17 protein-coding genes are annotated in these 17,586 nt (G+C 35.9%); all 17 read left to right on the top strand.

All coding sequences use genetic code 11. The features are described 5' to 3' along the window. Window positions 1-1,230 carry a phosphoribosylamine--glycine ligase gene (purD, locus tag GVV22_RS08290; protein WP_159649654.1) on the top strand — a complete coding sequence of 410 codons (1,230 nt, stop codon included), beginning with the start codon at window positions 1-3 and terminating at the stop codon, window positions 1,228-1,230. 819 nt (window positions 1,231-2,049) lie between these two features. After that, entirely contained in the window at window positions 2,050-3,357 is a 1,308-nt protein-coding gene (locus GVV22_RS08285) for an SLC13 family permease (RefSeq protein WP_159649653.1), read from the top strand. A gap of 10 nt (window positions 3,358-3,367) precedes the next feature. Next, window positions 3,368-4,147, top strand: a complete 780-nt coding sequence (locus GVV22_RS08280) for an amidohydrolase family protein (RefSeq protein ID WP_159649652.1) — start codon at window positions 3,368-3,370, stop codon at window positions 4,145-4,147. 25 nt (window positions 4,148-4,172) lie between these two features. Continuing rightward, entirely contained in the window at window positions 4,173-6,842 is a 2,670-nt protein-coding gene (gene acnA / locus GVV22_RS08275; protein ID WP_159649651.1) for an aconitate hydratase AcnA, read from the top strand. Window positions 6,843-6,931: 89 nt separating this feature from the next. Beyond that, window positions 6,932-7,624 (top strand): GntR family transcriptional regulator, encoded by a 693-nt coding sequence (locus GVV22_RS08270; protein WP_159649650.1) that lies wholly within the window; start codon window positions 6,932-6,934, stop codon window positions 7,622-7,624. 147 nt (window positions 7,625-7,771) lie between these two features. Then, window positions 7,772-7,969: a hypothetical protein gene (locus GVV22_RS08265; protein WP_159649649.1), complete on the top strand. Its 198-nt coding sequence runs from the start codon at window positions 7,772-7,774 to the stop codon at window positions 7,967-7,969. Between the two features lie 34 nt (window positions 7,970-8,003). Then, window positions 8,004-8,294 carry a hypothetical protein gene (locus tag GVV22_RS08260; protein ID WP_159649648.1) on the top strand — a complete coding sequence of 97 codons (291 nt, stop codon included), beginning with the start codon at window positions 8,004-8,006 and terminating at the stop codon, window positions 8,292-8,294. Between the two features lie 448 nt (window positions 8,295-8,742). Beyond that, window positions 8,743-9,615 carry a LicD family protein gene (locus tag GVV22_RS08255; RefSeq protein WP_159649647.1) on the top strand — a complete coding sequence of 291 codons (873 nt, stop codon included), beginning with the start codon at window positions 8,743-8,745 and terminating at the stop codon, window positions 9,613-9,615. Window positions 9,616-10,244: 629 nt separating this feature from the next. After that, window positions 10,245-11,642: a Y-family DNA polymerase gene (locus GVV22_RS08250; protein ID WP_159649646.1), complete on the top strand. Its 1,398-nt coding sequence runs from the start codon at window positions 10,245-10,247 to the stop codon at window positions 11,640-11,642. Next, window positions 11,599-11,970, top strand: coding sequence for a hypothetical protein (locus tag GVV22_RS08245; RefSeq protein WP_159649645.1), 372 nt, complete (start codon window positions 11,599-11,601; stop codon window positions 11,968-11,970). Before GVV22_RS08250 ends, GVV22_RS08245 begins: the two co-directional genes overlap by 44 nt. A gap of 100 nt (window positions 11,971-12,070) precedes the next feature. Continuing rightward, window positions 12,071-12,907: a MurR/RpiR family transcriptional regulator gene (locus GVV22_RS08240; protein ID WP_201290706.1), complete on the top strand. Its 837-nt coding sequence runs from the start codon at window positions 12,071-12,073 to the stop codon at window positions 12,905-12,907. A 91-nt stretch (window positions 12,908-12,998) separates the two neighbouring features. Further along, entirely contained in the window at window positions 12,999-13,460 is a 462-nt protein-coding gene (locus GVV22_RS08235; protein ID WP_159649643.1) for a PTS sugar transporter subunit IIB, read from the top strand. A gap of 11 nt (window positions 13,461-13,471) precedes the next feature. Next, window positions 13,472-15,067 carry a PTS system mannose/fructose/sorbose family transporter subunit IID gene (locus GVV22_RS08230; RefSeq protein ID WP_159649642.1) on the top strand — a complete coding sequence of 532 codons (1,596 nt, stop codon included), beginning with the start codon at window positions 13,472-13,474 and terminating at the stop codon, window positions 15,065-15,067. Window positions 15,068-15,070: 3 nt separating this feature from the next. Further along, window positions 15,071-15,778 carry an N-acetylmannosamine-6-phosphate 2-epimerase gene (locus GVV22_RS08225; RefSeq protein WP_159649641.1) on the top strand — a complete coding sequence of 236 codons (708 nt, stop codon included), beginning with the start codon at window positions 15,071-15,073 and terminating at the stop codon, window positions 15,776-15,778. Next, complete coding sequence (locus tag GVV22_RS08220; RefSeq protein ID WP_159649640.1) at window positions 15,775-16,161, top strand: hypothetical protein; 387 nt, start codon at window positions 15,775-15,777, stop codon at window positions 16,159-16,161. The genes GVV22_RS08225 and GVV22_RS08220 overlap by 4 nt, the downstream gene beginning before the upstream one ends. 425 nt (window positions 16,162-16,586) lie before the next feature. Then, a complete protein-coding gene (locus GVV22_RS08215) occupies window positions 16,587-16,796 on the top strand; it encodes a hypothetical protein (RefSeq protein ID WP_159649639.1) in 210 nt (69 codons plus the stop codon). A 75-nt stretch (window positions 16,797-16,871) separates the two neighbouring features. After that, window positions 16,872-17,351, top strand: coding sequence for an LURP-one-related/scramblase family protein (locus GVV22_RS08210; protein ID WP_159649638.1), 480 nt, complete (start codon window positions 16,872-16,874; stop codon window positions 17,349-17,351). Window positions 17,352-17,586 lie beyond the last annotated feature (235 nt).

Below are 17,586 nucleotides of genomic sequence, written 5' to 3'. Positions count from 1 at the left end.
ATGAAAATACTTGTGATTGGAAGCGGTGGGCGTGAACACGCTTTGTATTGGAAATTGGCACAGTCGCCCAAAGTTACCTCGATTGTTTGTGCTCCGGGCAATGGCGGAACTGATAATAATGTTGATATTGCTTCAGATGATATTCAAGGACTCTTGAATTATGCAATTGAACACAAGATTGATCTTACAGTTGTTGGACCTGAAGATCCATTATGTCTAGGGATTGTCGATACTTTTGAAGAACACGGACTTGCTATATTTGGTCCAAACAAACACGCTGCTCAACTTGAAGGTAGTAAAGATTTTTCTAAATCTTTCATGGTGCGACATAATATACCCACTGCAGAATATAATGCGTACACCCACCATTATGATGCATTAAACGCGATTTCATCTATGAAGTTTCCTCTTGTGATTAAAGCCGATGGATTGTGTAAAGGTAAAGGTGTTATTATTTGTGAAACACATGAAGAAGCAAAAAATACACTGTATGAAATCTATGTCAATAAGCAATTTGGTAGTGAAGGGAACAAAGTTATCTTAGAAACATTTTTGGACGGTTATGAAACATCACTCCTATGCTTTGTCTCCAACAATCGTATTTTCCCAATGGAAACTGCCCGAGATTATAAAAAAATTGGAGAAGGAGATACAGGCGAAAACACAGGTGGCGTTGGTTGTTATTCGCCAGCACCTGCGTTTAGTAATAAAGTACAAGCAAACATAGATAAGATTCTAACTAGTATTGAAGTTGGTCTTTCTAATGATGATTTTGATTTCAATGGTGTTCTCTATGTTGGATTAATGATTGTTGAGGATACACCGTATGTTTTAGAGTTTAATACCCGTTTTGGTGATCCTGAAACTGAAGTATTATTACCAAGACTTCAAAGTGACCTTGTAGATATCATGATGCATGTAGAAAATGATACATTGCAACAATCTCACCTACAATGGGATCCACGAACATGCATTACTACAATTGTCGTATCAAAGGGTTATCCGCGGGGTTTTGACAAGAACATTTCTGTGGTCCTAGAGGATAATGGGTTAGTATTCCACAACGGTACCCAACGAACAGGATCAAAAGTAGTTTCAGTAGGTGGACGTGTTCTATCTTTTGTAGAGATAGGTGATAATTTAGTTGAGATGAATGCAAAACTAAACAATCGAATTGAAAAACTAGAATTCGAAAATAAAGCATATCGAAGGGATATAGGATTAATTTAGTAAAAGAAACTCACATAAACTGTGAGTTTCTTTTTGTGATTGTAATCGATGAATTATCACTGCAGGTCCATACAGTAAAATTAGGAAAATATTTTGATAGTTACATTTCTTTGATATGGAGGTATAATTCAAAAATTGTGATACATTTACAAGAAAGAATATACTCAAAAAACATAAGTGTATTAAATGTAAACTAATAATTTTTTCCGAATAAATAGAAGCACAAAATATAACAGCAATGCATATCTATTTTAAAATTATTGAAAATGCGGAAGCCTTCAGAACATTCTATGCATTCTTTAACGATACATTTCTACTTCAATTTCAAGGTATTTCGGACTAATGGTTTTTAGTCCGAAATACCTTGTACAAAATATGAATTAGCGCAATATTCTATATAAGAATTACTGATATAATGATTAAATTCTTTATTTCAGAAGTGGAGATAGTTATTAAGACTCTGTGCGGTTTACAGTTCATTTGAGGAAGCTTCTTGAAAGACTTTTATGCTCTTTCATCAAAATCATGATATTTAGTTTAATGAAATAAAAACCATAGTATAAACAGGGTGAACATACTTAATACATAAGTAACCGCTTACAAGATAAATGTTATGTGCTATGTTTTAATGGATGATGAACTAGGACATCTTATGAACCAGTAAACAGTAAAATAAATGGCGTTAGAACTTATTAAGGATTAATTGAAAAATAAGATTAGTGTAATTGACTTGATGGGAACTAACATTTCGAAAAAAAGTTATTTGTTCGCGTAGTTTTGATAGTAAATGCTATTGTGACAAATGTAAAGGAGAATAATATGCAAAACTTGACTGTCTCTTTGGTTATACTGGCAATTATTGCGTCAATTTATTTGGGTGAAAAGTTGAGTACAAACACAGGCTACTTTGCGCTAGGATTTGCGTACTTAATTGGTGCGTTTGCACTTGATTTGGGTATCAAAGACATTATTGGCATGTGGCCAACAAATTTATTCTTGGTAATATTCTGTATTTCCTTGTTCTTTAACTTTTCGAATGCAAACGGTGCGATGCCAAAAATGGCAATGAATTTACTCTATCGAACACGAAAGTATGTTAAGTTCTTACCTTTAGTACTGTATTTCGTAACAACCCTTGTATCAGGGATGGGAGCAGGGTTCTTCACATCAGTCGCTTTAATGGGTGGGATTGCAATGATACTGTGCAAAAATGCTAAACTCGAGATGATTACACCATCAATAGCAGTTGCTTTAGGAGCATTATCTGGTGGTAATTTTATGTCGAGCCAGCATGGAAATATATTTAGAGGTATTATTGAAAATACGACACTTGCAACTAATGTAGAAAGCTATGTTAAAGACATATTCGTAGTATCCTTTGTGTATCCAATTGTTGTTTTAATTTTACTCATTCTGTGGAATAGCCGTAGAAATAAGGATGCGAATCACGAACTCAAATTGGAAAAACCTGAGCCTTTCACTAGTAAGCAAACGATAAGCTTATCGTTGGTTGGTGTAATGATTATTATTGTTTTAGGGTTTCCAATGCTACAGGGCTTTTTTCCAAATGTCGAGTGGATAACGTTCGTAAATTCTAAAATTGATATCAGTTTCATTGCATTACTTCTCGCACTTGTTTCCTATATGTTAAAGCTAGCCGATCCCAAGGAGGTAACAAAAAGTATACCTTGGGATACAATTTGGCTAGTCTGTGGAGTAGGGGTTTTGGTAGAAGTTGCTGTAGAGGCTGGTGCGATTGAAGTATTATCCGGATTCGTGAATTCCTTTCCACCAATCTTAATTCCAGTAGCAATGTGTTTTATCGGTGGAATCATGTCGTTCTTTAGTAGTACTTTAGGCGTTGTTGCACCCCTTATGTTTCCGATGGTAGCTGCAATTTCCATCACGTCGGGAATTAGCCCAAGTTTATTGTTTGTAGCTACAATTATTGGTGCTCAGTCAACAACACTTGCACCGTTTTCTACAGGAGGGACCTTGATAATGTCGTCCAGCGCGCTGGATGACGATGAAAGAGAAAGTTTATACCACAGTTTCTTATACATAGCGACACCCCTGTGCCTACTATTTGCATGTGTTGCAACGCTGATTATACAGATGTTTTTCTAAGGAGCGAAAAATGACAAAAATATTTGATTCACATTTTCACATCATAAACAAAAAATATCCCATAATAGAGAACCAAGGGTTCATACCAAATTCATTTTTGGTGAATGATTATATTGATGCAATATCTGATTTTCAACTAGAAATAACCGGAGGAGTAGTCGTATCAGGGTCCTACCATGGTTATGATCAAACTTACTTTGTTGAGGCAATTGAGTCATTAACAAACTTTTATCAGGCTCCATTTGTTGGTGTTACACAACTACCTCTAGACACATCTATGGCAGAAATCAAGAGATTAAATGAGATTGGTATTAGGGCCGTACGATTCAACCTCTACAGAGGACAGACAATTGACTATCAAGAGGTAATTAACTTTGCAAACAAGATTTACGATGCAGTGAAGTGGAAGGTAGAGTTTTATCTTGATTTCTCAAACGTTGATCAATCATTTATGGAAATGATAACCGCCCTTCCAAAGGCTTCGATTGACCATATGGGGCTATCATACGAATCATTACCAACTTTGAAGAAATTACTAAGTGAGGATATTGCTATTAGAATTTCCGGTTTTGGTCGTATCGATTATACAAATGATGAAATAGTTTTAGCAATTAGGGAACTCTATGAAATAAATGAAGAATTGTTAATTTTTGGATCGGATATTCCGTCGACGCGTGCAAAAAGACCCTTTATGTTGCGTGATGTGCAAATGATTACAGATGCATTGGGGGCTGAAGCGGCTAATAAAGTCTTGTTCGAAAATGGGCTTAAGTGGTATGTAAATGAATAATAGAGGTAGAAACGAAGGAAATAATATGAAAAATGAATGTTTCGAGAGTAGAATAAACACAAATGATAAAAGATATTTTGATATAAAAAAATTCGCAAAAAACAATGGGGCCAATATTCATAGCTTACCCTATACCATTCGAATATTGCTCGAAAATACAATTAGACAGGAAGCAAATGATGGTGTGTATCCAAAGTCCAAAAAGTTATTGGATTGGGTCAGTAATCGGGAATCTCAAATTGATTTTTTTCCGACAAGAATTCTACTGCAGGATTACACAGGTGTTCCATGTATTGTTGATCTTGCATCAATGAGAGATGCTGCCGTTTTACTAGGGTTTGATGCGGCATTGATAAATCCTAAAATACCTGTTGATTTAGTAATTGACCACTCAGTTCAAATTGATCGGTATGCTTCTCCTAAAGCAATGTACTATAATATAAAAAAAGAATTTGAAAGGAATAGCGAGCGTTACCGACTGATTAAGTGGGCACAAAAATCATTCGACAATTTTCGAGTTATTCCTCCGGATAGCGGTATAATTCATCAGATAAATATAGAGTATTTATGTGAAATGATAAAAATGGACGATGAAGGATATATTTATCCGGATAGTGTTTTTGGTACGGATTCCCACACTACAATGATCAATGGTATGGGTGTCTTGGGTTGGGGTGTTGGAGGAATAGAAGCAGAAGCCTGCATGCTTGGGGAACCATCAGTATTTTCGATTCCAGATGTAATAGGCGTTCGATTAATCAACACTTTACCCGAAGGGGTCGTTGCAACTGATTTGGCGCTTACAATTACTGGCATTCTTAGGAGCAAAAATGTTGTCGGAAAGTTTGTCGAGTTTTTTGGCGAAGGATTTCAAAATCTATCACTCTCCGATAGAGTAACTATCTCAAATATGTCGCCAGAGTATGGTTCGACATGTGGGTATTTTCCATTCGATAAAGAAACTCTAAAATATCTTCAATTAACAGGAAGGACAACGGAAAGTGTTGCACTTATTGAGGAATATATGAAATCAAATAACCTCTTTTACGATGAGACGCGTGCGAATCAAATCAAATTTAGTGAGGTTATTGAAATTGATCTATCTGTTGTTAGCACATCATTATCAGGGCCAAAACGACCTCAAGATATTGTTAGATTTGATGATTTATCCAAAGACTTTGTTAAGAGTCTTACAAATCCGGTAGGTCATAAAGGTTTTGGGTTAAATAATAGTGATTCTAAGAAAAGTGTTTGCATTGACATTGATGATGAAAAAATGACTTTGGAACATGGTGATATCCTACTAGCGGCAATTACTAGTTGTACCAATACATCTAATCCAAGGGTATTAATTGGTGCTGGTTTATTTGCAAAGAACGCTGTCGAAAAGGGATTGAAAGTGTCTAAAAAAGTCAAGACATCATTTGCACCTGGATCTAAAGCTGTTACAAAGTACCTCAGTGATTCGGGATTGATTGAATCCTTTAATGAGTTAGGTTTTAATATTGTTGCTTATGGTTGTACGACATGTATTGGCAACTCAGGACCTTTAGATCCTAGAATTGAACAAGCAATCGCGTTAAATGATATTGTTGCTGCAGCAATATTGAGTGGGAATAGAAATTTTGAAGGAAGAATTCATCCGTTAATAAAAGCAAATTACTTAGCATCGCCATTGTTAGTAATTGCATATGCAATTGCAGGAAATCTAAAAATAGATTTAACGGACACTCCCATCGGTCAAGATACTTTTGGGAATCCAGTCTACTTTAACGAGTTATGTCCTACTACTGAAGAAGTAGAAAAATATGTAAATACATTCGTAAATGACACTGTTTTTAGAAGTGCCTACCAGAATGTTTTTGAAGATACACCTGAATGGCGTACGATAGAAGTTGAAAAGTCAGAAACCTATGATTGGCAAAATGAGTCGACCTATATTGCGAACCCTCCCTACTTTGAAAAACAAATTAATCAAGAAACAGAGATAAACAATCTCAAAGACATGAGGGTTTTGGTCAAGGTTGGTGACTCAATTACAACAGACCATATTTCGCCTGCGGGAAAAATATATCCAAATTCGCCTGCTGGTATGTTTTTGAGTGAACATCAAGTTCGCGAAGAATTATATAATACATACGGATCTCGTCGGGGACATCATGAAGTAATGACACGTGGAACATTCGCAAATGTTCGATTGAAGAATCAATTATTAGATGATGTCTTAGGCGGATATACATACTATTTTCCAAATCACGAAGTACTTAGCGTTTATGAAGCGAGTCAACGCTATAAAATGAGTAACACGGGTCTTTTGGTTGTAGCTGGAAAAGATTACGGTATGGGGTCATCTCGAGACTGGGCTGCTAAAGGGGTAAGGCTACTTGGAGTTAAAGTTGTGATTGCAGAATCCTTTGAACGTATTCATCGATCTAACCTAGTGATGATGGGAGTTATTCCATTACAATTTCTTCCAGAAGAGTCATTTGATGGACTTGGGTTGAAGGGAGATGAAATTTATTCGGTTGAGATGGATGAACATGTTAAACCTGGTGATCTAATTTCAGTAAAAGTAACGACTCCAAATCAGGCGGAAAGGAAGTTCAAAACCGTACTCAGGTTAGATTCTTATGTTGAATTAAATATTTACAAGCACGGAGGAATTCTGAACAAAATAATTGCAGAATTGGACTAGCCAATTTAATAAAAGAGTATTGATGGTTGTTTTTGCAAATTTGCAAAAACAGAGGGGTATTTAGTATAATGTATTTAGGATGATGCGTAATGAGAAGAAACTATGATTTTGAGAGTAAAATCGCCAAAAACGCAGATTTCACCAAGGAGGAATCGTTGGTGAGCATTATTTATGATGCGATTAAACTCACGATTTTAGAAGAAGATGTCCCGTTAGGTGAACGCATTAATGAGTATGGTTTAGCGGCTCAACTCCCGCTATCAAGAACCCCGATACGTATAGCTGTAAAAAAGCTGACAGATGAAGGACTTTTAAAGTATATTCCTAGTTATGGTGCAGTAGTAGATAACTTTACTATCAAAAAAGTTGACGAAATCTTTAAGATTAGGTTATCTTTAGAGATTATTATTTATGAAGAGTTACTCAATCATGCCGATGTAGACCAGCTCAATGAAATAAAGTCAATTTGTGAAAAAGCGATATATTATAATAATACTAATGATTTAAATTTATTGCTCATTTCATTTGCTATGTACAATAAGAAGATTCAAGAAGTGGCAAATTTAGGTGTAGCAAGTGCGATGCTAAACGACTTAGATGTTTACCTTAAGAATTTTAGGGAAATGTCTTATGAACGTAGAAAACGTGTTTCGCAAGCAGTTGATGAGCACTCTAATATTCTCGATGCACTTGTTCAGAAAAACCGTAAACTACTACATAAGAATCTAAAAATACACGTAAGAAATGCACGTGAACAGGTCATTAAGACGTATATGCAATGATAATCATGACGTGTAACTTGTAATTCGGTTTTTGAAGCGATTGTTCGCTGACTACTCTGAGTATGCATTACGTACCAGATTTACTTGAGTCGGCTATAAATATTATTAGAAATTAAACATAATGAGTTTCATCAATTCGTAGAATTGATGAATATTTTAGTTGGAAATTTTAAAGAAGGAATAATTGAAGAGGGCTACCCCGAAGATTTCGTTGAAGGTTTAGTCGCTACTATAACTGAAAAAGTTTCTCAAAGCAGCGAATGGTTAACAATGGATACAATGCTTTCGGACTTTTTTGGTATTGCTGATGATATGTCAGAACTTGACGAAGAGTATATGAGTTAAGGGCCGCTGAGTATTAGTTCAGGAGGAACTTGAAATGAATATTAACAATGAATGGTGTTTAATTGTTAGAAGTTTTTATGCAAAACAGATTCCATCTATGGAGCGTTTTGTTTTGTTTGCCGGAACAATTGCGAAAATCACTGGTAGATATACTGGAGGTCGTAGATTATCGGTTTATTCAAGGAAGGGCAATCGATTTAGCTTCCTCGTGGAAGAGAAAAATTTCAAAAAATACTGTCAAGGAATACAAACAAAAAATCGTATAAATGTTGATCTCAAAGAATTTAGTGTCACAACAAACGCAAAATTATATTCTTTTGTATGATTCAATGATTGACTCTATATTTTCATTAATCTAATTCTAAAGTTTACTAGAAGTAAATTATGATGATAGTGAGCACATTGTGTATTGGGTGATAGATCATAGTATCGGGCACTACAACATGCAAATGACTACATTAACAAACAATTATAGAGTGTAAGTGCCCCGTCAAAAATCAAAAGGGGTAAGTTAACAATAAAACTAACTCTTATAGAGAAAGATACCATAAGCAAAGCTAAATCAATGATACTAATACCTACAATAAATAACATCAAACTTGTCCTAGAAAAGAGAGGTCTTAATTACATATTCGACATCCTAATTAGTCGTTCTTGTAGCGGAAGTTAAGTGCGACTGATAAAAGCGAATTTGTAGAGTTTCGATTACCCTCTAGTATTAATGGTGTTTTAAGTCGGTACCTGACAAAAATATTTGAAGGGAGGTTAAGGTTATGATTGTTTCAGACGAGACAATTACAGGTGATTTAATTAGAAGATTACAACTCAACCAACTTTATTTGTTGGAGGAATTTGATCTATTCTGTGAGAAAAATGGAATTTGCTATACTCTTGATTTTGGGTCGATAATTGGGGCAATTAGGCATAAAGGATTTGTTCCTTGGGATGATGACGTTGATATAGCAATGTTAAGGTGGGACTACGATAAATTTCTGAACGCTTCTAAACTTTGGGAGAATGATTGTGTATTTGTTCAAAATTATGAAACGGACCATGAGTTTGTTCACTCATTTACACGTCTCAGATTGAATAACTCGTTAGCACTTCAGGAAGAGTGGGCTCACCTTAACATCCACCATGGAGTATTTATAGATATATTTCCATATGATGTCATGCCTGATGATGAGGAGACAATATCTGAACATGAGGCATCAATACACTACATTCAGGAAGCAAAGCTAGAACGTGTGCGACTTCTTAAAGTTAACCGTAAGCGCGAATGGAAAGAATCTCAAAGGGTAAATCCGTTAGTGCTATTGAGTTTGAGAGATCTGAATATACTCCAAACTGAAATAATGATAAAGTATAACAACAATTATAATGACACAAGTTTTGTGAGTCATATGACCCAAGGGTTCGAATCATATTATTGTTATAGAAGAAAAGTTAGGGATCAATTATTCCCTAAATATGGTGATTTTGAGGGCTTAGTTTTACCGATTCCAGATAACTATGAGATAATCCTCAGAAATACGTACGGAGATTATTTAGAGTTTCCCCCTATAGACGAAAGAAAACCACATCATGGACTCATCGAAGTGGTCATCAATGATGAAGTAAATGAGAAGTACTACTCCATAGTCTAAGACTAACTAGATCCGTTCCAGTCAGTTCAGTATCTATGTATTCAAAAGAGGTAAGAAATGTGTATCATATGTCTCTCTTTATTAACATTAAAGATACCTGACTTATCCCCATTCATCGTCAGAAATTTCTAAGTGACCACTATCGAATACAAGCGCAGAGTCGATTCAACCAAGGAAGATATGCATTGACACTGATTGGTTTTTCTAAAGTATATTTTGTTAGTATTGTAACGAAGAGGTAGAATGATGAATCTCAAATATAGCCTCGCCATTTCGATTAGAACGGTTATATACGATGTATAAACGATGCTGAAAATAATGAATACTCCAGATCAATCGAGAAATATTCAAATCAATCCGTACTTTCATGAAGCTGAAACAACATTTTCGTAAAGGTTGGAATTATAAATTTCCAAAAACAGACATTTCAAATATTAGTATTAGAACGATCCTTGATCTGTAATCATTGATTGGTTTTACAACACGCGAAATAACATGAAGACTAGCCAATATCTCAATGTGTTAGCTAGTCTACAAATTTTCGCGTTTTTTGATATAGAATCAAAAGTGTACGACATAAAATGGCGTGTACTTAGAGTATAATATTGATAGAAGAAAGGGTGATGCTTATGACGACGTCTGTGAAGTTTGATTACGATAAAGAACCATCACGCGATATTCTCTGTATCGATTGTAAGAGCTTTTACGCGTCGTGTGAAGCAGTTTCGCGCAAATTGCATCCACTAACCACTAAGCTTGTTGTGATGAGTTATCCCAGTGACAGTGTGAATGAGCGTGGAAGTGGTTTAATACTTGCATCTAGTCCAGCTGCTAAGAAGGCTTATGGAATCAGTAATATTAGCCGGGCGCGTGATTTACCATTTCCTTATCCTGATGATTTAGTCATAGCAGCGCCACGGATGCATATGTATATGCAAATGCATCGGAAAATTAACGAAATTTTTCGGAAGTATGTTGATGATGAGAATATTTCGACCTATTCCGTTGACGAAACATTCTTAGATGTGACGGATTCACTCGAATATTTTAGTTGTGAGAGTGCATATGAAATGGCAAGGTTAATACAAACTGAAGTGTATCGTGAAACTAAGATTTACACGACAGTTGGAATTGGTGATAATCCCTTATTGGCGAAATTAGCACTCGACAATGAAGCAAAGAATAATAAAGACATGAAGGCCGAATGGCGTTATGAAGATGTTGCTTCTAAATTATGGAAAATTGAGCCCATGACAGCGATGTGGGGAATCGGTTATCGAGGTGCCATACGGCTACAAAAACTAGGAATCTTCAGTGTTTACGATTTGGCTCATGCCAACTACGATATGTTGAAAAGTAAACTCGGGGTATTGGGAACACAATTATACGCACATGCATGGGGTATTGATCGTACATTCTTGGGTGAATCGTATGTCCCGAAATCTCGTTCAATCGGGAATTCTCAAGTGTTGAACCGTGATTATACAAGTAAAAAAGAAATTGAAATTGTGATTCGTGAAATGGCCGATCAAGTTGCGACGCGTCTACGAAAAAAAGGTATCAAAACGAGTAACGTAAGTTTGTGGGTGGGCTATTCATTAGGGTTTGTTGATCGTGATGGGAAGACTGGATTTAATAAACAAAAGAATATCGAAATGACGAATCAAAGTTATAAACTTGCTGAAGTTCTCATTGATATTTTTGAACAACATTTTGATCACCAAACAGTGCGTAATATTGGCATTAACTGTTCTAAGCTAAGTCATGATAAGCCGGAGCAAATTAATATCTTTGAATCGGTAGTTCAAAAAGAAAAGAATCATAAATTTGATAAAGCTATAGATACTGTTCGTGAGAAATTTGGTTTCACTAAAATGGTTTATGCAAGTAGTCTTATGGAAGGCGGTCGTGCAATTGCCCGGAGCTCATTAGTGGGTGGCCATGCTGGTGGACTAGAGGGTATGGAAAGTGAGGGGCGTATTCGTGACAAGAAAAAGAACAAAAAAGGAATTCAAAAACTACAATGAGTATCAAGATCGACCTTTTGGTCTGAAGTGGGGTACTGCTTTTGCGCTTGCTGAACTTACTAAAACGATTGATGAGGGGAAGGATGATGCCCTTAAAGTAGTATCGGCTTTACCGCAAATGGATCGTGAGGAAATAGATGCCGTTTTACAGTTCGCATTTCTAAAATCTAAGGTGATATCTGTACAAGTCAATTTAATGGATGATCATCAGCGTCTTAGAGAAAGCGTTACTGGAAAATTTGAGGGAATGGCGGATGATTCGTTCTTCTATGTTGAAGACTATGCGATTAGTTGGGATATCGTGCGGAATGTTGCGGTTATTAAGTAAGAATTTGGTAGAATGAAAATAAGAAAAGAAAATACTTATCGAAACTGATCGATGTAATCCAATTGGTAGAAATGCTTTGGAATAAGTAATGGAGGACTTTATGAGCATACTGATCAAAATTAGAGAATATCAAAATTTATCTCCGACGGAAAATGATATTCGAAATTTCATCTTGAAAAATTCTGAATTATTTTTAGAACTGGGTGTTAGAGAAGTTGCGAAAGCAACGTATGCATCACCATCAACAGTTGTTAGATTTTGCAAGAGAATTGAACCACTTGGTTTTAACCAGTTAAAAATTAAGCTTGCCTCAGAAATTAACAGCTATGAAAACATAAGTATAGATATTCTAAATTCAACAATTATTGAGGAAAACGATTCGTTCACAGATATAACAGATAAAATAACAAATATTTCATTGAAATCGATAGAAGAAACGAGAATGTTGTTAGATGAAAAAACTATCTGTGATGCTGCAAAATTAATCTGCGATTCGCAAGTAATTGATTTGTATGGTACTGGGGCTTCAAATGTAGTTGCTACTGATGCAGCATACAAGTTTATGAGAATTGGTAAAATATCGCAGTGCTATCAACTATATGATCGCCAAGTTGTGCAGGCACTAAATTCGAACCAAAATCACACCGCAATAATTTTCTCATTCTCCGGTGAAACAAAAGAAATGCTGGAAATAGCAAGAACTTTACAAGAAAATGGGACACCAACGATAGCGATTGTAGGATCAATTGGTAGTGCATTATCAGCATATATTGATCTAATGATCTATGTTAGTGCTAAAGAAACTACATATAGAAGTGGTGCAATGGCATCACGAACTGCGCAATTATACGTAGTGGACCTATTATACGCGTTATGTACTCAGTACGATTATGATGCAACTCATAAGCATGTCGCAAAAACAAGAATACCACTGTAAGCCGTTTCATATTATGAAACGGCGTTTCTTTTCGTGTCCGTAATATTGAAACAAATATCCAAATGGATATGATTAGAGTAAGGAGGATACTATGATAAAATTACTCAGAATTGATGAAAGACTGATTCATGGTCAAGTTGCCTATGCTTGGACAACGCAATATAAGAGTCAAGCGTTAATGGTGATAACAATGGACGAGAAGAATAGTTTAGAAAAGATGTCTCTTGAACTTGCCTGTCCAAGAAACTTAAAATGCTTCATTTGCACGGTTCCAGATGCTGTAGGAATCTTGAATAAATATGAGAATAAAGATTTCTTTGTCGTAACAGATACCCCTGAAACGGTAATTGCCTTACTCGATGCTGATATTGCAATCAAAAATATCAACGTTGGAGGTCTTTATCACAAAGAAGGTCGTGAGTCTGTCACAAAAACTGTTTTTTTAGATGATTCACTAAAGAACATGTTCAAAACATTACATGAGCGCGGTGTTGATTTAGATATCAGAGCGACACCATCTGATAAATCGGTAGATTTAAGTAAATTAATATAGAGAGGAAAACTATGAATCTATTACAAGCTTTGATTTTAAGTATCGTTATTGCAGTTATTATTCTGGAAAATTATGGTTATGGATATTGGATGATTTCGAGACCTATTTTTGCGGGGCCTGTTATTGGTTTGATTATGGGTGACTTACAAACAGGGCTTCTAGTTGGGGCGAGCGTTGAACTGATGTATATGGGAGTACTGCCGATTGGTGGTTCGGTTCCGCCAAATGCTCAAATTGCGGGAATGCTCTCGACCGTATTTGCGATAATTAATGGTGGTCGACCTGAAGTTGGAATTAGTCTCGCATTACCAATCGGAATACTAGCACAACTTCTTGTAATGTTCGCGTGGAACATTAACATTGGACTTATGCATAAAGCGGATAAATACATTGATGAGGGCAATATAAGAAAAGTTGAGCAAACTCACTTGTTGGGATTGCCAATATTCTTCCTTGTATTTTTTATTCCGACATTCTTAGCAATTTATCTTGGAAGTGATGCTGTTACAGCAGTAGTAAATGCTATGCCCGAAGTGATTACAGATGGATTAAAGATTGCGTCTGGTATTCTTCCTGCGGTAGGTATGGCAATGTTATTGAAAATGATGAACTTTAAGAAGTATTGGGCATTTTTCATTTTTGGATTTGTACTTGCAGTCTACCTTGAATTGAATGTTCTTGCAATCTCATTGATCGCATTCTGTCTAGTGATGGCACATATCACACTAGGACAAAAGGAAGAGAAGTTTGATGATTTTGAATCATTCGAGGAAATGGAAGACGAAAGTGTCCTAGAAACAAATAAAGTAATAGATACAAAGACACTAAAACAGACTTTCCGTCGTTCTTTCTTTAGTATGACATCCATAAACTATGAAAGGTATACATCTTTAGGTTTCTGTTATGCGATGATTCCGACAATTAGAAAATTATATAAAACTGAGTCAGAGCAAATAGAAGCATTACGTCGTCATAATGAGTTCTTTAATTGTCATCCGTATACAGGAAATGCAGTCATGGGTATTTCTATTGCACTTGAAGAAAGCTTGGCAATGAACACTGAAGGTGTGACTCCTGAAGCAATTTCTGCAACAAAATCTGCCTTAATGGGACCATTGTCAGGAATTGGCGATTCAGTATTTAAAGCGGTATTCATGACTATCTTTGCAGCAATCGGTGCAGGAATGGCAATGGAAGGAAATGTGTTAGGTCCAATTATATTTATTGTACCTAATGTTGCTCTAAATCTATTTTCTCGCTGGTACTTCATAAAATATGGATACGAGTTCGGGTCAACATTAATTCTAAAAATGAAGGGAAGTCAATTAATTGATAAGTTCATTGAAGGTGCGACAGTAGTTGGTCTGATGGTAGTCGGTGCAATGAGTGTAGGTTTTGTAAAAATTCCAATAGCTCTCTCATGGAAATTTGGTGAAGTTGAAATCGTATTACTAGACTTGATCAATTCTATCGTTCCAGGCATTTTATCAATTTTAGTTGTACTTGGATTTTATAAAATCCTTGTTAAGCAGAAGAAGGGGATGTTCACCTGCATAGCATTAAGTTTTTTTGTTGGAATTGTGGGCAAATTGTTAGGAGTATTTTAGCACATGAGAAAAATGGATACACTAAGTAAGATAAAAAATGGACTAATCGTGTCTTGTCAGGCTCGACCGGGTTGGGCTATGCACGGACCGGAAATAATGGCAGCATTTGCTGTGGCAGCCAAACAAGGTGGAGCATGCGCAATAAGAGCAACAGGTAGGGATAATATCAATGCAATAAAGGAAAAAGTTGATTTGCCAATTATTGGAATAAATAAAATATTCGACCCAAGATATGATGTATATATTACGCCGACATTTGAAAGCGCAGAAGAAATTTTAGAGCTTGGAGTTGATATTATTGCGTTAGATGCAACAAGTCGCAAACGCCCTAATGGGGAGATAGTGTCAGAGATTATTACTCAAATTCGTCATGAATATCCCAGTACATTAATAATGGCTGAAATCTCTACGATTGACGAAGCATTCACTGCTCTAACTTATGATATTGATCTAATATCAACAACATTATCAGGTTATACAAAAGAGTCTGAGAACATTCATCATGTTAACATTGATTTAATTCGCGACATTGTAGCAATAACAGATATTCCGGTTATCGCGGAGGGGAAAATTGAAACAATTGATGAGGCAATATCTGCACTTGAAGCAGGTGCGTTCTCGGTAGTTGTTGGAACATCCATAACTAGGCCGGAAATAATCACGTCTCGCTACGTTAATGCATTGGATAGTTATAAGGGTCCAAATTTATGAAGATGATTATCTGTGGGCATGGACGCTATGCCAGTGGCATAAAATCTGCCTTAAACTTAATTTGCGGTTTAAATGAAAGAATTAGCGTTATTGACTTCGTTGACTCTGATGATGGTACGAAGCTATATGAAGACTTGAAAAGAAGTGTTGGGGATGATCAGGTACTGATTGTAACTGATATTGTTGGTGGAACTCCATTTAAAAAATCTGCAATGCTTGCAATGGACAATGAGAATATCGATGTTCTTGCAGGAGCAAACCTGGCGATGATATTAGAAATGTCTTTTAAAATCGCACATTCGCCTACGTTCTCAGAGTTGCTTGAAGGTGTACTTGAGGGTGCATCTGAGCAAATTGTATTGCTAAGTAAATGCTATACATGATTATAACTGCCCGAAACAAATATTTCTCTTCAGATACATCCAAGTATAAAAGGGGCAGTGTCTCATTAAAGTACTGATTTATAATCAGTACTTTTTATTAATAAAACCGTAAAAATTGATTGTTATTTCGTATGGATAATTATTAAGGACGGAAATTCTGACTTCTGTGAATTTATTTTTGTTATTACTATAGTTATGCTATTATCAATGTGTATCAGGGGGGAACTAAATGAAAAAAGTGCAGTTGTACTTTTAGGCGCGTTACTATTAGCTAGCTGTTCGATGAAAGGAAATCCTTCACCAACGCTGTGTGAGTTGAAGGATACTATTATTACACAATTGATGCGAAGGGTATTGACATCACAAGGGTGGAGAATGTATTTAAACTTGAATATAGTTCCGATTTACCGAAGGAAGGTTTTGAAATGCTTGCTAATGAGTTTCAAGAAGTCTTTGAAGCAAGTAATCAAGTTATGATCGATTCTGCCGGTGGTACAGATATCCCAGGGATCGAATCAAAGGTAATAAGAACTGACAGTGTGTTAGAATTAATTCAAATTCAGACGATGAAAGATATCGATTTTGATTTAATGAAACGAATCGATTATTATTCAGGATATGATCGTAGAATATAGGGATTGTTTCTGGATGATGAAGTAAGCGCATTACAGGATGATGACTTTATTTGCACGAAAAGTAGGAGAAACAACATGAAGTTATATGTTAAACAAAAAGTATTTGCAATCAGTGAGAGGTTCACGGTTAAAGATGAAACTGGAGTCGATAGATTTGTAGTCGAGGGAAGTTTCATGAGAATACCCAAGAAGTTTGTAATTCGTAATGAATTTGGCGAAATGGTATCGGAAATTGAGAAACAAATGTTCCGAATTTTTTCGCGCTATGATATTACGACACCAACAACAGATCATGTTGAACTTGTACGAAAATTTTCATTCTTCAAAAGTAAATTCGAGATAACAGGGAAACAATGGGAATTGCGTGGCGATATATGGGATCACGATTACAGTGTCGTCTATGGTGATAGGCCTGTGATGTATCTGAGAAAGCACTGGTTTACATGGGGCGATAGTTATGAACTGACAATTCCTGATGATCGTGACGCAGTGCTTGCGTTGTCGATCGCAATTGCTATCGATAAAGAAATTGCGGATGATCAACAATCAAATTAAATGTCTCGAATCGTGAGGCGTATATCAAGACAGCACATCAAATGGGCTGTCTTTTGTATGGGTGTTACTTCAACAGCATCACCGATATTTGTGAATTCTGTAATTAATAAATTGCATACAATTGATAGATAAGTATGTCAAAAACCAATTAAAAAGAGCTTGTGAGCGTTTTGTGATTATTATCAAACGAACGGAAAATATGTTATTTATAAATAATATGTTATATATTTCACGG

The sequence above is a fragment of the Erysipelothrix aquatica genome (genome assembly GCF_009828825.1).
Lineage (GTDB): Bacteria > Bacillota_I > Bacilli_A > Erysipelotrichales > Erysipelotrichaceae > Erysipelothrix > Erysipelothrix aquatica_A.
Note: the sequence above shows the minus strand (reverse complement) of the source record. Positions and strands in the feature narration are given on the sequence as shown.